The organism is Devosia sp. XGJD_8, assembly GCF_046614475.1.
Classification (GTDB): Bacteria; Pseudomonadota; Alphaproteobacteria; order Rhizobiales; family Devosiaceae; genus Devosia.
Window position 1 is genome coordinate 786,153 of record NZ_JBKJHF010000001.1, and the last position, 16,777, is coordinate 802,929.

Genomic DNA, 16,777 nt, shown 5'->3' on the forward strand with positions numbered 1-16,777 from the left:
TCATCGCACCTTTTTCTTGCGGCCGATGCTGAGATAGATCAGCGCAAAGGCGAGGTTGATCAGCATCATGATGACGCCCACGGCCGCACCCTTGCCGAACTGGAAGTCGTTGAAGGCGACGCGGTAATTGTAGATCGACACCAGTTCCGTGCGGTAGCTCGGCCCGCCATTGGTGAGCAGGAAGGGCGTGAAGGTGTTGAACGTCCACATGGTGATCAGGATGAGGTCGGTGACGATATGCCCGCGGATCAGCGGCAGGCCGATATCCTTGAACTTCTGCCATGACGAGGCGCCGGCCACGTCGGCGGCCTGGAAATAGCTGGGCGGGATCGACGAAAAGGCCGAACTGAACAGCATCATCGAGAAGGCCGCGCCGCGCCAGGTGTTGAACACCACGATGACCCAGAACGGTTGCTGCAGCAGGAAATCGCCTGGCGGCAGGCCCACTGTGCCGAGCAGGGCATTGAGCGTTCCCTGGTCGCGATCGAGAAAGGCGAACCAGGCAAAGCCGATCACCACTTCGGGCAGGATCCAGGCGGCGATGACAAAGGTCTCGGTCAGCCGCTTGACGGCGGGCGGCACGGTCTGGATCAGCCAGGCCAGCAACAGCCCCAGCAGGGCCTGGCCGAGCAGGGCCGAAGCCAGCACGAATTGCGTGGTCAGGATCAGCGAGAAGCCGAACTGCCCGCGCTGGAAGAAATTGGAGCCATCGAACAGCGCGAAATAATTGGCCAGCCCGACAAATTCGGGATTGAGCGCCGTACTGCCCAGCAGCGTCCGGTTGGTGAAGGAAACGAAAATGACCCAGAAGAAGGGCACGATGACGAAGACCGAGACCAACAGGCCCGCCGGCGTCAGAAACATTGCGCCCGCCCGGTTGGACAGGAGGGCAAAATTCTTGACCCTGCGCTTGGGTTTGGTCTCGATGATGGGCTCGGTCGTCATGGTGTTCTTCTAACCCTCAATGAGCGCAATCTGCCCCCCTTGCGGCAAGGCCCCCTCACCCGGCGCTGCGCGCCGACCTCTCCCCCAGAGGGAGAGGTGAAGGACGGTCGAGGCCAGCACTCCCACCGCTCCCTCGGGGAGAGAGTCGGAGGGGCCTTCTGCCCGGCCGGTGGTGAAAGGATGCGCCGGCACCCGGGGGCGCCGGCGCAGGACTGGGACGTTACAGCAGGCTGACGGTGTTCTCTTCGCCGACAATGCCGATGACCGAGGCCTTGTACTGGGCCATGGCCTCTTCCGGCGACAGCTCGCCCGAAACCACGGCTTCCGTCATGCGCTGGATTTCCGCCGAGACGACATTGTAATTCTCGTCATTGGGACGGGCGGTGGTCAGCGGCAGAAGGGTCTGGCTGGTTTCGGTCAGGAACGGGCTGTTGGGGATTTCGATATCCGTGCGGGCGGTGATGCGCGGCTGGATCGCCTGGAAGGCATTCTGCATCTCGGGCTCGTTCATGAACGAGAGCAGGGCCCAGGCTTCCTTGGGTGCATCGGTCGCCGGATTGAGCACGAAGCCCGTGCCGCCCGAAATGGTGACGAAATCCTGGCCGCGAATGCCGGCGCCGGGCTGCTTGGCCGGCACCTTGGCCCAGCCCATGACTTCGTCGCGGTTGGCCACGGCGAATTCGGAGCCTTCCGGCGTCACCGAACGATAGAAATAGTCACCCTCGAACAGCAGGGCCGTCACGCCATCGCGGAAATTGGCGAAGGAGCGGTTGCGGCCATCGGCCAGCAGCTGCGCGCGCTGGTCGCCAAGCTGCTCGTCGACATAGATGGTCTTGTAGAGGTTGAGCGTGTCGAGAATGCCCTGGCTCGAGACGATATACTTGCCGTTCTCGTCCATGACGGTCTCGCCCGTGCCCAGCAGCGCCAGCCAATAGCCTTGCATGGTGGTGGCTTCGCCCATGGCGACGCCGGCATTGAGCTGGATCGGGAAGCTGTCCGGCTTGATCTTCTTGATGGCGCGGGCGGCATCGAGAATCTCTTCCCACGAGGTGGGCTGCCAGGTGTCGGCGTCGATGCCGGCTTCGGCCAGGATATCCTTGCGCGTATGGATCATGCGCACGTCGGTGCCCAGCGGGATGCCATAATACTTGTCCTGATACTGCATCAGGGCCTTGGAGCCATCCGACAGCGCGGCCCAGCCGGACCAGTCATTGACTTCGGGGCCGGCAACTTCGTCGAGCGGCTTGAGCAGCCCGCCTTCCACGAAGCTGGGGATCAGGAAGCCGTCAAAGGCGGTGACGTCGGGACCGGCGCCAGTGGAGAAGTCGAGCGCCAGCTGCTGGGTGAGCTGGGCGTCTTCGCCGCCGAACTGGTTGAGATTGACGTTGATGTCGGGATTGGCGGCTTCGAAAGCCGGGATGACGCTGTTCTCGATCCACTCGGCCGTGCCGCTATTGACCCCGCCGATGACGCAGCGGCAGGTAATGTCCAGGTCGACGGCGAAAGCGGGGCCGACAAAGGCCGTGGCGCCGATCAGGCTGAGCGCAAGGCTGCGCAGACGATTGCTCATCGCAAAATTCCTCCCATGGTATGGCTCCGAATTCTCCGGTAGCCGGCTTTGGCCTCCCCGGGCGGGGAGTAGCCATCAAAGAATGAACACGTTTTCACTTTCCGTCAATGCGGAGAATTCGCGACGGACGGTCTGCACTGAAAATGCGCGCCAGCTTTGCCAGCCTTCTGCAACGTTTCTATGACAAATCGGCGGATTTGGTGGACAGTTTGGCCAAAGCGGCGGCTTGACAGTTTGCTGGCTCGGGGTCAGAGATTTGAACACGATTTCACACGCAGCGGTGACGGGAGGGGCAGTTGAGCGATGACAGCGGCATGACCCGCGGACGCGCCACCGCGGAGATGGTGGCCCGGCGCGCCAATGTCTCGCGCGTGGCGGTATCGCGCGCCTTCAACCCCCACACCTCGCTCAAGCCCGAAAAGCGCGACCTCATCCTGCGCATCGCCCAGGAGCTGAATTACACCCCCGACCGCGCTGCCCGCGCTTTGGTCAGCGGTCGATCGCACCTCGTGGGTGTCATCGTGCCCGATGTCTGCAGCCACTGGGAAAGCCAGGAAATCGACGCCCTGACCACGGCCTTGCAGAACGAGGGTTTCGCCACCCTGCTGTTCAAGACGCGCACCGACTACAGCATGGACGAAAAGCTGCTCGCCTATATGCGCGGCTTCAATCCGGATTCGGTGATCGCCTTCGTCGAGAACGTCAAGCCGACGACGCTGGCGCGCTTTCTCGATCGGGCCGTGCCGATCTATGTGCACTATCCCTATCCCGGGGAAACCGACGACGCGGAAGCCGGGCCGCTGCATGACCGGCTCAACGTGCTGCAGCGCGCCGGCATCGAGCAGGCGGTGGCGCTGTTGCAGGGCTATGGCGCGCAGCGCATCGCCTATGTTTCGGGCCTGGGCAAGTCACGCGCCAATACCGCCCGCGAGCAGATGCTGCGCACGGTAATGGCCGAGCGCGGCCTGCCGCCGCCGGTCATCGCCCCCAGCGACTACAGCTATGACATGGCCTATGCCGCCACGCTGGACCTGTTCCGCATCGGGCAGGGGGCGGATGCCATCTTTGCCGCCAACGACGTCGGCGCCTTCGGCGTGCTCGACGCGCTGCGGCACGAGTTGGGCCTGCGCGTCCCCGAGGACGTCAAGGTCGTCGGCTTCGACGACATCGCCCAGTCGCACTGGAAAAGCTACAACCTCACCACCGTCAAGTTCGACCTCGAGGAGCGCGTGCGCGCCCTGGTCCGGCTGATCCTGCGGCGGCTCAACAATCCCGCTGCGCCCGCGCTGCAGGAAACCCTGCAAACCAGGCTCGTCGTGCGCGGCACGGTGGGCTGACCGGACCTTCCATGACCGACAAGCGCATTCACCTGGTCTTCAAGACACATCTCGACATCGGCTTCACCGACCATGCGGCGCGGGTGCGCCGGCAATATCATGACCAGTTCATCCCCCAGGCCATCGCCACGGGCGAGCATTTCTTTGCCGAGAACCCGGACCGTCCCGCCTTCATCTGGACCACCGGCGCCTGGCTGATCTGGGACCATCTCAACAGCCAGGATGCCGCGCGCGTCTCGCGGCTGGAGCGGGCCATCGAACGCGGGTTGATCGCCTGGCACGCGCTGCCCTTCACCACCCATACCGAGCTGCTGTCGCCTGCATTATTCCGCGCCGGCCTGAGCTATGCGCAGGAGCTCGACCGGCGCTTCGGCAAGACCACCATCGCCGCCAAGATGACGGACGTGCCCGGCCACACCCTGGGCATGGTGCCGCTCATGGCCGAGGCCGGCATCCGCTTCCTGCATCTGGGCGTCAATACCGCCAGCCCGGTCCCCGATGTGCCGCCCATCTTCCGCTGGCAGGCGCCGGACGGCTCCGAACTCGTCGTCATGTACCAGGCCTCCTATGGTGCGACCGACTTTCCCGCCGGCCCCGACCTGGGCCTGAGCTTTGCCCATACCAACGACAATATCGGCCCCCAGAGCGTCGGCCAGACCGTCGAAGCCTTGCGGGCGCTGCGCCATGCCCAGCCCAGGGCCGACATCGTCGCCTCGACCCTCGATGCCTTCGGCGCCGAAATGTGGGCGCGCCGTGCGCAGTTTCCGGTGGTGAGCCAGGAGATCGGCGACAGCTGGATCCACGGCACTGCCAGCGACCCGCTCAAGCTGGCCCGTTTCCGCGCCCTGCAGCGGCTCTATGACGGCTTGGATAGGCTGACGCCGGAGCGCCAGGCCTTCGGGCGCGGCCTCACCATGGTGGCCGAACACACCTGGGGCGTCGACATCAAGACCTATCTGCGCGACGAGACCGCCTGGGACCGCCCCGATTTCGAGGCCGCCCGCCGCAGCGACTATCGCTTTGCCTATGCCGAACAGTCCTGGGCCGAACAGCGGTTCTATATCTCGACCGCGCTCGAAGCCCTGGCCCCCGCCGACCGCCAGGCGGCGGACGCCGCGCTGGCCGAACTCACCCCGGCCGCCCCGGCCGCGCCCATGCCCGGCACGACCCTGCGCGACAATGGCTGGACCGCCGAACTCGACGCCGCCAGCGGCGACATCGTCCGCCTCACCGCGCCCGGCGGCCAGACCATTGACGGCGCCACCGGGTCGCTGCTCGGCTACCGGCATGAGAGCTATGACTGGACCGAACTGCAGCGCCATCTCGACAGCTACCTGCAGCACCGCGACGAATGGGCGATTCTCGACCACGACAAGCCGGGACTGGCCCAGGCCCGCACCGCCCGGACCGAGGCCTTCACCCCAAGCCATCTCGGCATCGACCCCGCCGGCCGCATCGCCATCGGCGCACTGCCAACCATCGCCCGCGACCAGCTCGGCGCCCCCGCGCGGGCGGAACTGGCCATAACCGGACTTGATGCACAGCGCGTCCAGCTCACCCTGGTGCTGCGCGACAAGCCCGCCAACCGCATGCCCGAGGCCGGCTTCCTGACCCTCACCCCGGCCGGCGCCGAGGCCTGGCAATTGCACAAGCTGGGCCTCTGGCATGATGGCGACAACATCGTCCGGCGCGGGGGCGGCCAGCTGCAGGCCGTCGCGGCCGTGCGCGCAAAGCTGGGCGACAGCCAGCTCACCGCGACTCCGCTCGACGCGGCGCTCGTGGCGCCGGCCGCAGCGCCCTTCATCCCGTTCCAGCCCGCCATTCCCGACTACCGCGCCGGCCTGCGCTTCAACCTCTACAACAACAAATGGGGCACCAATTTCCCCATGTGGTGGGAGGGTACCGTCGCCTTCCGGGTCGTGCTGGAGATCACCGGCTAGCGCAGCAGCGACTGCCCGCCATCGATATAGATGGGCACGCCCGTCACATGCCGGGCGGCATCGGAGGCGAGGAAGGCGATGACGTCGGCAACGTCCGCGCTGCTGCCCGGCTTGCCGCCGGTGATCGGAATGTCGCCCTCCGGCCATTGGACCGGTACGCGCACGGAGTCCACATTGCGCTTCTTGGTATTGTCCGAAATCTCGGTGTCGATGGCGCCGGGGCAGACCGCATTGACCCTGATGCCATGCTTGCCCAGTTCCAGCGCCAATTGCTGCGCCATGGCCACCTGCGCCGCCTTGGTCGCCGAATAGGCGGTGGCGCCGGCCGTGGTGAAGGTGCGGTTGCCATTGATCGAGGAGACGATGATGATCGCGCCGCCCGCCTTGCGCAGATGCGGCACGCTGAGATGGAGCGTCATATAGGTGCCACGCAGGTTGACCTGCATGGTCGTGTCCCATTCATCGGGGGTCAATTCGTCGATCGGCGCCCACATGCCGTTGATGCCGGCATTGGCGACGACGATATCGAGCCGGCCATAATCGGCCATGGTCTGCTCGATGACGTGGCGCATTTCCGCCTCGTCGGCCACATCGGCATCCAGCGCCAGCGCCTTGCCGCCTGCGGCGATGATCTCGTCGCGTGTCTGCTCGACCTCCTTGAGCGTCCGGCTGATCGCCACGATGCTTGCGCCGCCCGCCGCCAGTCGCAATGCCGTCGCCTTGCCAATGCCCGATCCCGCGCCAGTCACCAGCGCCACCTTGCCTGCAAATTCCATTCTGCTCTCCGATGCTTGGTTCATTGCCGAACGCAGAGGGCTGCGTTTGGTTACTTCGAACCGGCCGGAGGCAAAATCCCTCCGGTGGAGCGATTTTAGGCGAGAAGGCCTCGAGGGATATGCCCAAGTGGCGGGCCGCAGAAGCTCGGCTCGGATGATCCGAGGCGAACTACCCCGCCCGCTTGCTCCAGCGCACTTCGGGCGTGAAGGCGAAGTCCTTGTCGAACGGAAATTGCGGGATCGACTTGTGCCTGCGCTCGAGCCGCTCGACGAACTGGTCGACCACGCCCGGCGACAGCGCCATCAGGCTTGGATTGGCGATGGGACCCAGGTCGGGCGACAGATAGCCCGACTTGACCACGACGATCTTCGCCTTGCGCGGATCGAGCCCGAGCCGGGTGAAGTCGGCGATATTGTGGAACGGCCGGCGCCGCGCCGTCAGCACCAGATCAATGCCGCCGATGCGCACCACGGCCTCGCGCAGCCGCGCATCTTCGGTTTCGAGTAGGAACACCACTTCGGCCGTGGCCTGCACCGGCTTGCTCGACGGATCGAGCGTCGCGCCAATGCTGATATCGATCGACTGGCCGACGCCTGCCGCATATGCTGCGTCCGTCGCCGGCTTGTCGGCAATGCCGGCAAACACCACGCCCTGCGCGTCGCGCGCCATCAGCTCTGCCAGCACTTCGGCCCGGTCACCCACGCCGCCGCCGGTCGGATTGTCCCCCGATTCCGCCAGCACGGCCGGCCCGCTCCCGGCCGTCCTCGCCCAGTTGACGCAGTCCGCGATCGAGCCGGTCTTTGTGCCAAAGACGAAGCCCTCGCGGATATCCCAGTAGTTCTGCGCCAGATGCCGCCCCGCCTCGGTCATCGCCGCGCGGTCGGTGCCGGTGATGACGGCGCAGGCGGTAGAACGGGGCTCGTCGGCCCAGACATAGCCCACCTGGAACGAGGCATCCCAGATGCCGGTCGGGTCTTCGACACGGCTCAGCTGGGTATAGAATGTCCGCGCCGGTTCGTCCTGCGTACTGGTCCGCTCGCCCGGCAGCAGTACCGGCACCGGCGCCCAGGCCACCACCGGGCGTTGCCCGGTGGTCAGCGCCCGCACCAGCATGGTCACGGCGCGGCGCATCGTATCCGGCACGTCGATATGGGGCGCCGTGCGATAGGTGGAAAAGATGTCGAGGCTGTCGATGATCTGCTGGCTGACATTGCCATGCAGGTCATAGCTGGCGGCGATCAGCACGTCCGGGCCGACCAGGTCGCGCACCGCGGCGATGAAATCGCCTTCCGCATCGAACAGGCCCTCGACGAACATGGCCCCGTGCATGGCGAGGTAAACCCCACCGAGCGGCAAGGCGGCGCGGATGCCATCGAGGATCTCCGCCTTCCAGCGCGCATAGAGCGCGCCCTCCACTGGCCCGCCGGCAATGGCGCGGGCATGCAGCACGGTGATGAACTCGGCCGGGAAATGCGTCAGGAAATCAAAATAGGCATCCTTGAGCATGCTCGGCCCGCGCAGCACGCGGAAATCGGCCTCGCGGGCGAGGACGGGATTATAGGTGCTGCATTCAGTATGCAGCCCGGCAACAGCGATGCGCATCAGAGCACTCCGGGAATTTCGGCTTCAGGATTGGCGGAACAGCGTGGCTTTGCGGTCGCCAGCCGTCCGGTCAGCATCAGGCTGACCAGCAGCACCGGCACGAGGCAGGCAATGGCGAGCCGCATATCGGCATGTTCGGCGACAAAGCCGATGACCGGCGGGCCCACGAGAAAGCCCAGCAGGGCAACGAAACTGAGAATGGCGACATTGGCCGAGGCCGTGCGGTCGGTGAGGCTGGCAGCGGCGGTCACCGCCAGCGGAAAGCCCACCGATACCCCGAGCCCGATAATGCCGAAGCCCACAAGCGCCACCGCCGTATTGGGGGCGATATAGAGCAGGGCCGCCCCGGCCAGCGCCAGGCTCCCGCAGATGCGCGCGGTCGTTACGGCGCCGAAGCGCCGCTTGAGGCTGTCGCCGCCAAAGCGGCCCGCCGCGACCATGAAGGCAAAGACGGCATAGCCAAGACCCACCACGCCGCCTTCCGCCCCCAGCGCATCGCGCAGGAAGATCGCCGACCAGTCGGCCATGGCGCCCTCGGTCATGGTGATGCCGAAGACGAAAAAGCAGATGCCCAGCAGCGCCCAGCTCGGCAGGGCCCAGACCGAGCGCTGCTCTTGCCCGCGCGGCGCTTCGGCAGCAATCACCGGCAGGCGATTGGCCACCAGCAGGGCCAGCGGCAGCACCGCACCGGCAACCAGTGCAATGGCCCAGCGCGCGTCAAGCTGCAGCGCCGCGAGCCCCGAGCCGAGGAGGCTCCCCACCATGATGCCCACCGACCAGAAGCCATGCGACGTCGTCATGATCGTCGCGCCGGTGGCTTTCTCCACCAGGTCCGCCTGCACGTTGAGGCCGAGTTCGACGAAGGACAGCGACGACCCTGCCAGCATCAACGCCACGAAGAGCAGCGCCGGACTGGGCGCCAGGGCCGGGAGGCTGGTGGCGATGGAATAGAGCACCATGCCGACCAGGATCGCCGTGCGCGGCCCGATCCGCCCCACCAGCGGCCCGGCAAAGGGCAGGGTCAGCAAGGTCCCGCAGGGCAGGCCGAGCAAGGCCAGCGCCAGCCCGGCCGGCCCCAGCCCAAGGGCCTGCTGCACCTCGGGAATGCGCGGCAGCCACGACCCGAAGGCAATCGGCTGCAGGAAGAAGATCAGCATGGTCAGGCGCTGGGGAGTGAACATGGACATTCGTCTGGTCTCGGTTGCTTCAGTCGTTCCCTTCTCCCCTTGAGGGAGAAGGTGCCCGAAGGGCGGATGAGGGGTGCCGCGCTATCCGAACGCTCAAAGCATGGGGTGGCGCGGCACCCCTGACCCTGACCTTCCGCTGAACGCGTCAGGTCGTCCCTCTCCCTCTGAGGGAGAGGGGATAAGCTCCACTCACTTCGCCATCGGATAGGGCAGATATCCTGCAAAGCCGGTCAGCTTCCACACCCCATCGACCTTGCGGCAGAAGTAGAGCGTCTGCCAGTTGAGGACGTCCTTGCCGCCATCGGCCAGCGCGATCGAACCGTCGAACTTCTTATGTGCGATGGCGATGTCGCCATTGATCTCGATCTCGGTGAGGCTGGTGGCGCGGTGGATGCCGGTCAGCACGTCTTCGGCATAGACCAGTTTCCGGCTTTCCTGCGCCTGGCGGATCCAGTCGTCACGATAGGCCTCGAGCGTGGGAAAGCTGATGCGCCAGTCATCGGGATTGCCCGACTTCTTGCCATTGATGCCCAGGAACCCCTCCTTGACGAAATCGCCGTCGACCATCGACCAGTCGGCGGCGACGAAGGCGGCGATGTCGCGCTCCACCAGCATGGTCCAGATGGCGCTGCGGTCGGGATCGTTGGGGAAGGGATTGGTGCTGCTCATCAGGGCTCTCGCGGTTCGCAGGGCGGCGGCGCGGCGCCGCTATCGGCCCTGCGCCAATTGTGTTTCATATTTTCATTGGTGACATCTGGATGAAACCAACCAGTGGAGCCCAGATGAATACCAATCTGAACATGCTGCCCGTTTCCGGAGAGTTTGTCCACACCCGAGCTGGCATCGAACACGATACAAACGCCCAGATATTCGGCAAAATGGCGCTGCTTTGGGCAAAGTCGGCGGGTGGTTTAAATTGGTATTGAATGTGAGCCGGATTCGTGTTGACATTGCTTTCGGAACGATCCTAGTCTTGAAAATCGTTTACAGAATTCCCGACCAATCCGAAAGAGATTGGCGATCTTCAGCAGGGTATGGACAGCATGCGCGTCGGCATTATCGGCCTTGGTTATCGTCTGGGATATCTGGCTCGGGTCTTCTCCCTGGCCAGGCCCGACTTCACGATTGCCGGCTATGTCGATCCCGCTCCCGCCGGCCTGCCCTATGCCACCGAGCACGGCGTATCGGTCGGCAAGTCCTACGGCTCGCTCGAGGCCATGCTCGACAGCGAGGAGCTCGATCTGCTGATGGTGGGCTCGCCCAACCATCTCCATCTCGAGCACATCCGCATTGGTCTGGAACGCGGCAAGAAGATCTTCACCGAAAAGCCGGTGGTGACCACGGTCGACGAGACCATGGAACTGGCCCGGCTCATCGCCCAGTATGGCTCCGACAATGTCATGGTGGGCCTCGTGCTGCGCTATGCCCCGCTCTATGTTGACCTGCGGCAGGCCCAGGCCGATGGCCTGCTCGGCGACGTCACCTCCATCGAGGCCTCCGAGCATATCCCGCCCTATCACGGCGCCTTCTTCATGCGCGACTGGCGCCGCTACGAGCGCTATTCGGGCAGCTTCATGCTGGAAAAGTGCTGCCACGACCTCGATCTCTATAACGGGGTCATGGGCTGCCGGCCGCAATATGTGTCGAGCTTTGGCGGCCGACGCACCTTCGTGCCGGCCAATGCGCCGCAAAATCTCGGCATCAACGACATGGAAGTCTACCATCGCAAGCCGGCCGGCTGGATGGGCAGCGACAAGGTCTTCGACAGCGACGGCGACATCATCGATTTCCAGACGGCGATGGTGCAGTACGAAAACGGCGCCGCGCTGAGCTTTCACACCAATCTCAATGTCCCCGACGATTTCCGCCGCTTTGCCGTGATGGGCGCCAAGGGCATGGCCGAGGGTGACTTCATCCGCAATTTCCTGCGCGTCACCGACAGCCGCACCTCCGATCGCCTGGTCGACACCACCTACAAGACTAGCGGCCTCAGCCAGCACTATGGCGCTGACGAGCAGATGGCCGAGGATATTCTCAAGCATATGCTCGAAGGCGTGCCGCTCCCCGTATCGGTGACCGACGCTCTCGAGGCGGGCCTTCTGGCCCTCACCATGGATCAGGCCATGCGGACCCGATCCGTCATCGACATGACCCCGATCTGGCAGCAATTCGACGCCGCCCTCGGGCGAGCGAACTGAGGGATAGGCCCATGACCAGCAGCCGTAGCGCCGTAATGTTCGCCCTGGCCCTGCTGGCCCCGGCATTGATCTATATCCTGATCATCGTCGCCTATCCGCTGGTCGACACCTTCATCCTCTCCTTCACCAATGCCTCACTGCGCCCCGACTACGATTTCGTCGGCTGGGCCAACTACCTGCGCATCTTTACCGCCGGCAATTTCACCGAGGTGATCATCCGCACCTTCATCTGGACCATGCTCTCGGTCGGCATGAAGATGGTGATCGGCATGTGCGGCGCCGTGCTGCTCAATGCCGCCATTCCCGGCCAGACGCTGTTCCGCATCCTGATCATGCCGCCCTGGGTCGTGCCCATGGCCATCGGCATCTTCATGTGGGGCTGGATGTATAACGGCCAGTTCGGGATGATTTCCGGCCTGTTGCAGAATTTTGGCGTCATAGATCGCCCGGTCGCCTGGCTGGCCTATGGCGACACCGCCTTCTGGGCCACCATCGTCACCGACGTGTGGATCGGCGTGCCCATGGTCACCATCTATTTCCTGGCCGCCATGCAGTCCATTCCGCGCGACCTGCACGAGGCCGCCTGGACCGACGGGGCAGGGCGCTTCTACCGCTTCCGCCGCATCACCCTGCCGCTGATGATCCCGGCGGTGCTGACCATGAGCCTGCTCTCGCTCATCGCCACCTTCAATTCTTTCGACATCATCTGGATCCTGACCCAGGGCGGGCCCTCGGGCTCCACCACCACGATGATCATCGACACCTACAAGACCGCCATGGGCAGCCGCAAATATGGCGAAGGCGCCGCCCGCGCCGTGGTCATCTGCATCTTCGTCTCGATCTTCTGCATCGTTTACTTCCGCGCCGTGCGCAAACTTTCGCAGGGAGAAGCCAAATGAGCGACGTCGCCCGCACCACCGAAGTGGCAGCCGTTGACAGCCCGGCCATCGTCCGGCCCAAGTTCAAGCTGCGCAGCACCAAGCCGATGATCGACCGCTATCGCTGGTACGAGGCGCTCGGCCTTTATGCCGGGCTGGCCGTGTTCCTGTTCTTCGTGCTGGCGCCCTTCATCGAAGGCTTCCTCGTTTCGCTCAAGCCGCTCGCACTGCTGTTCTCGACGCCCTACAGCTTCTGGCCCAGCAATGGCTCCTTCGACGCCTATTTCCGCATGTGGGACAGCGTGCCCCTGCTGGGCCTCTATATCTTCAATTCCTTCTTCATCTCCTCGATCGTGACCATTGTCGTAGTCATCGTCGTGGTCCCCGCCGCCTATGCCTTCGCCCGCTTCCAGTTCAATGGCGCCGGCCTCATGCTGGGCGGGTTCCTCGCGGTCAACATGTTCTCGGGCGCCGTGCTGCTCATCCCGCTGTTCCGCCTGATGCGGAGCCTGGGCCTGCTCAACACCTATTGGGCCATGATCGTCCCCGGCGCCGCCTTCCTCATTCCCTCGTCCATCTGGCTTCTGCGCACCTATATGATCCGCATCCCCAAGGAACTCGACGAGGCCGCCTGGGTCGATGGCGCATCCCGCCTCTATACCCTGCGCCGGGTCATCCTGCCGCTGGCCATGCCGGGCATTGTCGTGGTCGCCATCATGACCTTCATTGGCGCCTATGCGCAGCAGTTCATCTTCGCCCTGACCTTCAATTCCAAATCCGAATTCATGCCGCTGCCGATCGGGCTCTTCGCCTTCTTCGGCAAGCAGGAGGTGATCTGGAACGAGCTGATGGCCGCCAGTTTCGTGGGCGTGCTGCCGGTCATGGTCGTCATCGTATTCCTGCAACGTTACCTCGTGGCCGGGCTCACGGCCGGGGCAATCAAGCAGTAGGATTTTGGGCACGGGGCCAGCCAGCCCCAGCCCGGAGAAGCGCACCCGATCGGGTCGCACACCAAGGGAGACTAAACGTGATAAAAACTACCGGACTTTTTGCCGTGTCGCTGCTGGCCCTGGCCAGCGCAGCGCCGGCCGCCCTGGCCCAGGACGTCAAGGAAATCACCTTCATCAACTGCGGTGACGAGCTGACCGCCGGCTATGCGGAATACTTTGCCGAATGGGAAGCCGCCAATCCCGGCTTCAAGGTCGCTCCCGAAGTCGTCGGCTGGGGCCAGTGCCAGGACAAGGTGACCACGCTCGCCGCTGCCGGCACGCCGGTCTCGCTGGCCTATGTCGGCTCGCGCACCCTCAAGCAGTTCGCCCAGAACGACCTGATCGTTCCCGTGCCGATGACCGACGAGGAAAAGGCGTCCTATTACAACTTCGTCCCCGAGACCGTCACCTTCGACGGCACCCAGTGGGGCGTGCCGGTGGCTTTCTCGACCAAGGCGCTGTTCTGGAACAAGGACCTGTTCGAAGCCGCTGGCCTCGACCCCGAAGTTCCCCCCGCCACCTGGGAAGAAAAGATCGCTTTCGCCAAGCAGATCACCGAGAACACCGATGCGGCCGGCTATGGCCTTGTCGCCAAGACCTTCGACAACACCATGCACCAGTTCCTCCATTGGGTTTACACCAATGACGGCCTGATCATCGATGCCGATGGCAATATCGTCATGGACAGCCCGCAGGTTCTGGCCGCCCTCACGGCTCTCAAGGACATCGTGCCCTATTCCGAAGAAGGCCCGACCGCCTATGAGCAGAACGAAGTCCGCGCCATCTGGCTCGACGGTGGCGTTGCCATGATCGAAGCCAGCGTCGGTGCTGCCCTGCGCGCTGAAGAAGCCGGCATGAACTGGGGTGTCGCCCCGCTTCCGCTCGGCCCCGATGCCAAGGGTCCCGGCACGCTGCTGATCACCGACTCGCTGGCCATCTTCAAGGGCACCGGCGTTGAAGAGCAGGCCACCAGCCTTGCCAAGTTCATCACCGATGGCGAACGCCAGTGGGATGCTGAAATGGCCCAGGGCCTGACCCCGCTCCGTCCGATCCACTCCGATGAGCTGGTTGCCGAAACCCCGTACTGGAAGCCCTTCCTCGACGGTATCGAATTCGGTGGTCCCGAGCCGCTGCTGACCGACTATATCGGCCTGCAGAACGTGATGATCGAAATGGTCCAGTCCGTCGTGACCGGCGCCGCCGAGCCGCAGGAAGCCCTCACCAAGGCTGCCGGCGAACTCGAGCAGTACAAGTAAGGTCGTCCTCCGACCTCGCCGCCGCCCGCACCAGGGCGGCGGCGCCCCTTGACCCCGCCCGCGGGATTGGTCCCGCCGCCCGGAGAGAACCGCCATGTCTCAGCTCAGCCTCAAGCACCTCGAAAAGAGCTTCAACGAAGCCCGCATCATCAAGGGCATCGACCTGGAGGTGACCGAGGGTGAATTCGTGGTCTTTGTCGGCCCCTCCGGCTGCGGCAAGTCCACCCTGCTCCGCATGATTGCCGGCCTCGAGGATGTCAGCAGCGGCGAGATCGAGATCGGCGGCAGGGTCGTCAACGACCTGCCTCCCGTCCAGCGCGGCATCGCCATGGTCTTCCAGTCCTACGCGCTCTATCCCCATATGAGCGTCTACGAAAACATTGCCTTCCCGCTGCGCGTCGAGCGGCTGCCCCAGGCCCAGGTCGACGAGCGCGTCGGCGCTGCCGCCAAGGTGCTCCAGCTTGAGTCCCGCCTGCAGCACCGCCCCGGCCAGCTCTCCGGCGGCCAGCGTCAGCGCGTCGCCATCGGCCGCGCCATCGTGCGCCAGCCCAAGATTTTCCTCTTCGACGAGCCGCTGTCCAATCTCGACGCCGCCTTGCGCTCGGAAATGCGCATCGAGCTCATGGAGCTGCACAAGCGCCTGGGCTCCACCATGATCTACGTCACCCATGACCAGGTCGAGGCCATGACCATGGCCGACAAGATCGTGGTGCTCGATGCCGGCACCATTTCCCAGGTCGGTTCCCCCCTCGATCTCTATCACCGTCCCGACAATCTCTTCGTTGCCGGCTTCATCGGTTCGCCCAAGATGAACTTCATCGGTGGCAAGGTGACGGCTGCCGATGGCACCACCGTCACGGTGGATCTGGGCGCCCTGGGCACGATCGCGCTGCCGCGGCAGTCGCGGTCCGTTGCCGGGCAATCGGTCACCGTCGGCATCCGCCCCGAGCACCTGCGCCTGGGCGAGGGCGATTTCGCTCTCACCGTCACGCCCAATATCGTCGAGCATCTGGGCATCCACACCGTGACCTATGCCACCCTGCCGGGCGGCGAGAACTTCATCGGCCTCTTCGAGGGCGATCCGGACGTTCCCGAGGGCACCCCGCTCAAGATCGGCTTCGCCACCGAGCAGGTCCACCTCTTTGACCAGGCCGGTCTGGCGGTCTACTAGCGCCGTAGGACCGCCTGAGGAGGGGCCATGCTGGACATCGTCGGGCTGCTGCAGACCGAGAAGAACGAGTTTACCCGTTCCGAACGCGCTCTGACTGAAATCGTGCTGGCCGATGTCGACAGCGTGCTCAAGATGAGCATTGTCGACCTGGCCTCCCATGCCGAGGTTTCCCCGCCCACCGTCACCCGCTTCTGCCGGCGCCTGGGCTGTGACAGCTATGCCGATTTCAAGGTGCGGCTGGCGCAGTCGCGCTTCGTCGGCCAGCGCTATTTCGCACCCGCCACCGGTCCGTCCAGCGTCCACGAGATCGCCCAGGGCGTCGTCAACGGCATCCAGTCCATCATCTACGAGACCTTCGACCATCTCGATTTCGCCGCCGTCGAGCGGGCCGCCGAAAGCCTCGTCAAATCGAGCTTCGTGCTGGCCTTCGGCTCGGGCGGCGCCTCCTCCATGATGGCGGGGGAAATCGAAACCCGGCTGTTCCGCCTCGGTCTCAAGGTCGCCTCCACCGACGATCATCAGCTGCAGATGATGCGGGCCGCCGCCGCCCCGCCGGGCACCGTCATCGTCGCCTTCTCGCTCTCGGGCAACAATGCCCAGCTCGCCAAGACGCTGACCGTGGCGGGGGAATATGGCCTGACGCGCATCGTCATCACCCGCTCGGCCTCCATGGTCTCGGCGCAGTCCGACATCCTGCTGCCGGTCAACTGGCACGAGAACACCGACATCCTGCGGCCGACCCCGGGCCGCTACGCCTTTCTCGCGACCGTCGACGTCCTCGCCCAGACGGTGGCTACCCGCCTCGGCCCCTCCGCCGTGGCCTCCATGCGCCGCATCAAGCACCAGCTCGTCGTCAACCGCGACGGCGACGACGCCCAGCCCTTGGGGGATTGATGTTCCGCGTACTCGAAAAGACCCCCACCTAGC

The 16,777-nt window shown here is 64.6% G+C and carries 15 protein-coding genes; 9 read left to right on the plus strand and 6 right to left on the minus strand.

Annotated features, from left to right (window positions below):
* Together ACLI1C_RS03610 and ACLI1C_RS03615 are read right to left on the minus strand one after the other, a co-directional pair.
* Complete coding sequence (locus ACLI1C_RS03610) at nt 1–945, minus strand: carbohydrate ABC transporter permease (RefSeq protein ID WP_411395488.1); 945 nt, start codon at nt 943–945, stop codon at nt 1–3.
* 220 nt (nt 946–1,165) lie between these two features.
* Complete coding sequence (locus tag ACLI1C_RS03615; RefSeq protein ID WP_411395489.1) at nt 1,166–2,515, minus strand: extracellular solute-binding protein; 1,350 nt, start codon at nt 2,513–2,515, stop codon at nt 1,166–1,168.
* A 296-nt stretch (nt 2,516–2,811) separates the two neighbouring features.
* On the opposite strand from ACLI1C_RS03615, the gene ACLI1C_RS03620 reads away from it, so the two are divergent.
* Together ACLI1C_RS03620 and ACLI1C_RS03625 are read left to right on the plus strand one after the other, a co-directional pair.
* Nucleotides 2,812–3,852 carry a LacI family DNA-binding transcriptional regulator gene (locus ACLI1C_RS03620; protein ID WP_411395490.1) on the plus strand — a complete coding sequence of 347 codons (1,041 nt, stop codon included), beginning with the start codon at nt 2,812–2,814 and terminating at the stop codon, nt 3,850–3,852.
* Between the two features lie 11 nt (nt 3,853–3,863).
* Nucleotides 3,864–5,792, plus strand: coding sequence for a DUF5054 domain-containing protein (locus tag ACLI1C_RS03625; RefSeq protein WP_411395491.1), 1,929 nt, complete (start codon nt 3,864–3,866; stop codon nt 5,790–5,792).
* Here ACLI1C_RS03625 and ACLI1C_RS03630 read toward each other — a convergent pair.
* From ACLI1C_RS03630 to ACLI1C_RS03645, 4 genes are all read right to left on the minus strand, one after another.
* Entirely contained in the window at nt 5,789–6,568 is a 780-nt protein-coding gene (locus ACLI1C_RS03630; RefSeq protein ID WP_411395492.1) for an SDR family oxidoreductase, read from the minus strand. The genes ACLI1C_RS03625 and ACLI1C_RS03630 overlap by 4 nt on opposite strands.
* A 169-nt stretch (nt 6,569–6,737) precedes the next feature.
* A complete protein-coding gene (locus ACLI1C_RS03635) occupies nt 6,738–8,171 on the minus strand; it encodes a M81 family metallopeptidase (protein WP_411395493.1) in 1,434 nt (477 codons plus the stop codon).
* On the minus strand, nt 8,171–9,358 hold the full coding sequence (locus tag ACLI1C_RS03640) for an MFS transporter (protein ID WP_411395494.1): 1,188 nt from the start codon (nt 9,356–9,358) through the stop codon (nt 8,171–8,173). The genes ACLI1C_RS03635 and ACLI1C_RS03640 overlap by 1 nt, the downstream gene beginning before the upstream one ends.
* A 189-nt stretch (nt 9,359–9,547) precedes the next feature.
* Entirely contained in the window at nt 9,548–10,027 is a 480-nt protein-coding gene (locus tag ACLI1C_RS03645) for a hypothetical protein (RefSeq protein WP_411395495.1), read from the minus strand.
* Nucleotides 10,028–10,140: 113 nt separating this feature from the next.
* Between ACLI1C_RS03645 and ACLI1C_RS03650 the strand changes: the two genes are divergently transcribed.
* The 7 genes from ACLI1C_RS03650 to ACLI1C_RS03680 all read left to right on the plus strand — a co-directional run bounded on the left by ACLI1C_RS03650 (nt 10,141) and on the right by ACLI1C_RS03680 (nt 16,744).
* On the plus strand, nt 10,141–10,284 hold the full coding sequence (locus tag ACLI1C_RS03650) for a hypothetical protein (RefSeq protein ID WP_411395497.1): 144 nt from the start codon (nt 10,141–10,143) through the stop codon (nt 10,282–10,284).
* Nucleotides 10,285–10,401: 117 nt separating this feature from the next.
* Nucleotides 10,402–11,556: a Gfo/Idh/MocA family protein gene (locus ACLI1C_RS03655; protein WP_411398205.1), complete on the plus strand. Its 1,155-nt coding sequence runs from the start codon at nt 10,402–10,404 to the stop codon at nt 11,554–11,556.
* A gap of 11 nt (nt 11,557–11,567) precedes the next feature.
* Nucleotides 11,568–12,455: a carbohydrate ABC transporter permease gene (locus ACLI1C_RS03660; protein ID WP_411395498.1), complete on the plus strand. Its 888-nt coding sequence runs from the start codon at nt 11,568–11,570 to the stop codon at nt 12,453–12,455.
* A gap of 86 nt (nt 12,456–12,541) precedes the next feature.
* Nucleotides 12,542–13,384, plus strand: coding sequence for a carbohydrate ABC transporter permease (locus ACLI1C_RS03665; protein ID WP_411398206.1), 843 nt, complete (start codon nt 12,542–12,544; stop codon nt 13,382–13,384).
* Between the two features lie 77 nt (nt 13,385–13,461).
* A complete protein-coding gene (locus tag ACLI1C_RS03670; RefSeq protein ID WP_411395500.1) occupies nt 13,462–14,679 on the plus strand; it encodes an ABC transporter substrate-binding protein in 1,218 nt (405 codons plus the stop codon).
* 94 nt (nt 14,680–14,773) lie between these two features.
* On the plus strand, nt 14,774–15,850 hold the full coding sequence (locus tag ACLI1C_RS03675; protein WP_411395501.1) for an ABC transporter ATP-binding protein: 1,077 nt from the start codon (nt 14,774–14,776) through the stop codon (nt 15,848–15,850).
* A gap of 27 nt (nt 15,851–15,877) precedes the next feature.
* Nucleotides 15,878–16,744 carry a MurR/RpiR family transcriptional regulator gene (locus ACLI1C_RS03680; RefSeq protein ID WP_411395502.1) on the plus strand — a complete coding sequence of 289 codons (867 nt, stop codon included), beginning with the start codon at nt 15,878–15,880 and terminating at the stop codon, nt 16,742–16,744.
* The last annotated feature ends 33 nt before the right edge of the window (nt 16,745–16,777 follow it).

Bases quoted from the DNA above. Each gene is read 5' to 3' on its own strand.
- ACLI1C_RS03610 (WP_411395488.1), bottom strand. From the start codon at position 945: ATGACGACCGAGCCCATCATCGAGACCAAACCCAAGCGCAGGGTCAAG.
- ACLI1C_RS03615 (WP_411395489.1), bottom strand. From the start codon at position 2,515: ATGAGCAATCGTCTGCGCAGCCTTGCGCTCAGCCTGATCGGCGCCACG.
- ACLI1C_RS03625 (WP_411395491.1), top strand. From the start codon at position 3,864: ATGACCGACAAGCGCATTCACCTGGTCTTCAAGACACATCTCGACATC.
- ACLI1C_RS03630 (WP_411395492.1), bottom strand. From the start codon at position 6,568: ATGGAATTTGCAGGCAAGGTGGCGCTGGTGACTGGCGCGGGATCGGGC.
- ACLI1C_RS03635 (WP_411395493.1), bottom strand. From the start codon at position 8,171: ATGCGCATCGCTGTTGCCGGGCTGCATACTGAATGCAGCACCTATAAT.
- ACLI1C_RS03640 (WP_411395494.1), bottom strand. From the start codon at position 9,358: ATGTCCATGTTCACTCCCCAGCGCCTGACCATGCTGATCTTCTTCCTG.
- ACLI1C_RS03645 (WP_411395495.1), bottom strand. From the start codon at position 10,027: ATGAGCAGCACCAATCCCTTCCCCAACGATCCCGACCGCAGCGCCATC.
- ACLI1C_RS03650 (WP_411395497.1), top strand. From the start codon at position 10,141: ATGAATACCAATCTGAACATGCTGCCCGTTTCCGGAGAGTTTGTCCAC.
- ACLI1C_RS03655 (WP_411398205.1), top strand. From the start codon at position 10,402: ATGCGCGTCGGCATTATCGGCCTTGGTTATCGTCTGGGATATCTGGCT.
- ACLI1C_RS03660 (WP_411395498.1), top strand. From the start codon at position 11,568: ATGACCAGCAGCCGTAGCGCCGTAATGTTCGCCCTGGCCCTGCTGGCC.
- ACLI1C_RS03665 (WP_411398206.1), top strand. From the start codon at position 12,542: ATGATCGACCGCTATCGCTGGTACGAGGCGCTCGGCCTTTATGCCGGG.
- ACLI1C_RS03675 (WP_411395501.1), top strand. From the start codon at position 14,774: ATGTCTCAGCTCAGCCTCAAGCACCTCGAAAAGAGCTTCAACGAAGCC.
- ACLI1C_RS03680 (WP_411395502.1), top strand. From the start codon at position 15,878: ATGCTGGACATCGTCGGGCTGCTGCAGACCGAGAAGAACGAGTTTACC.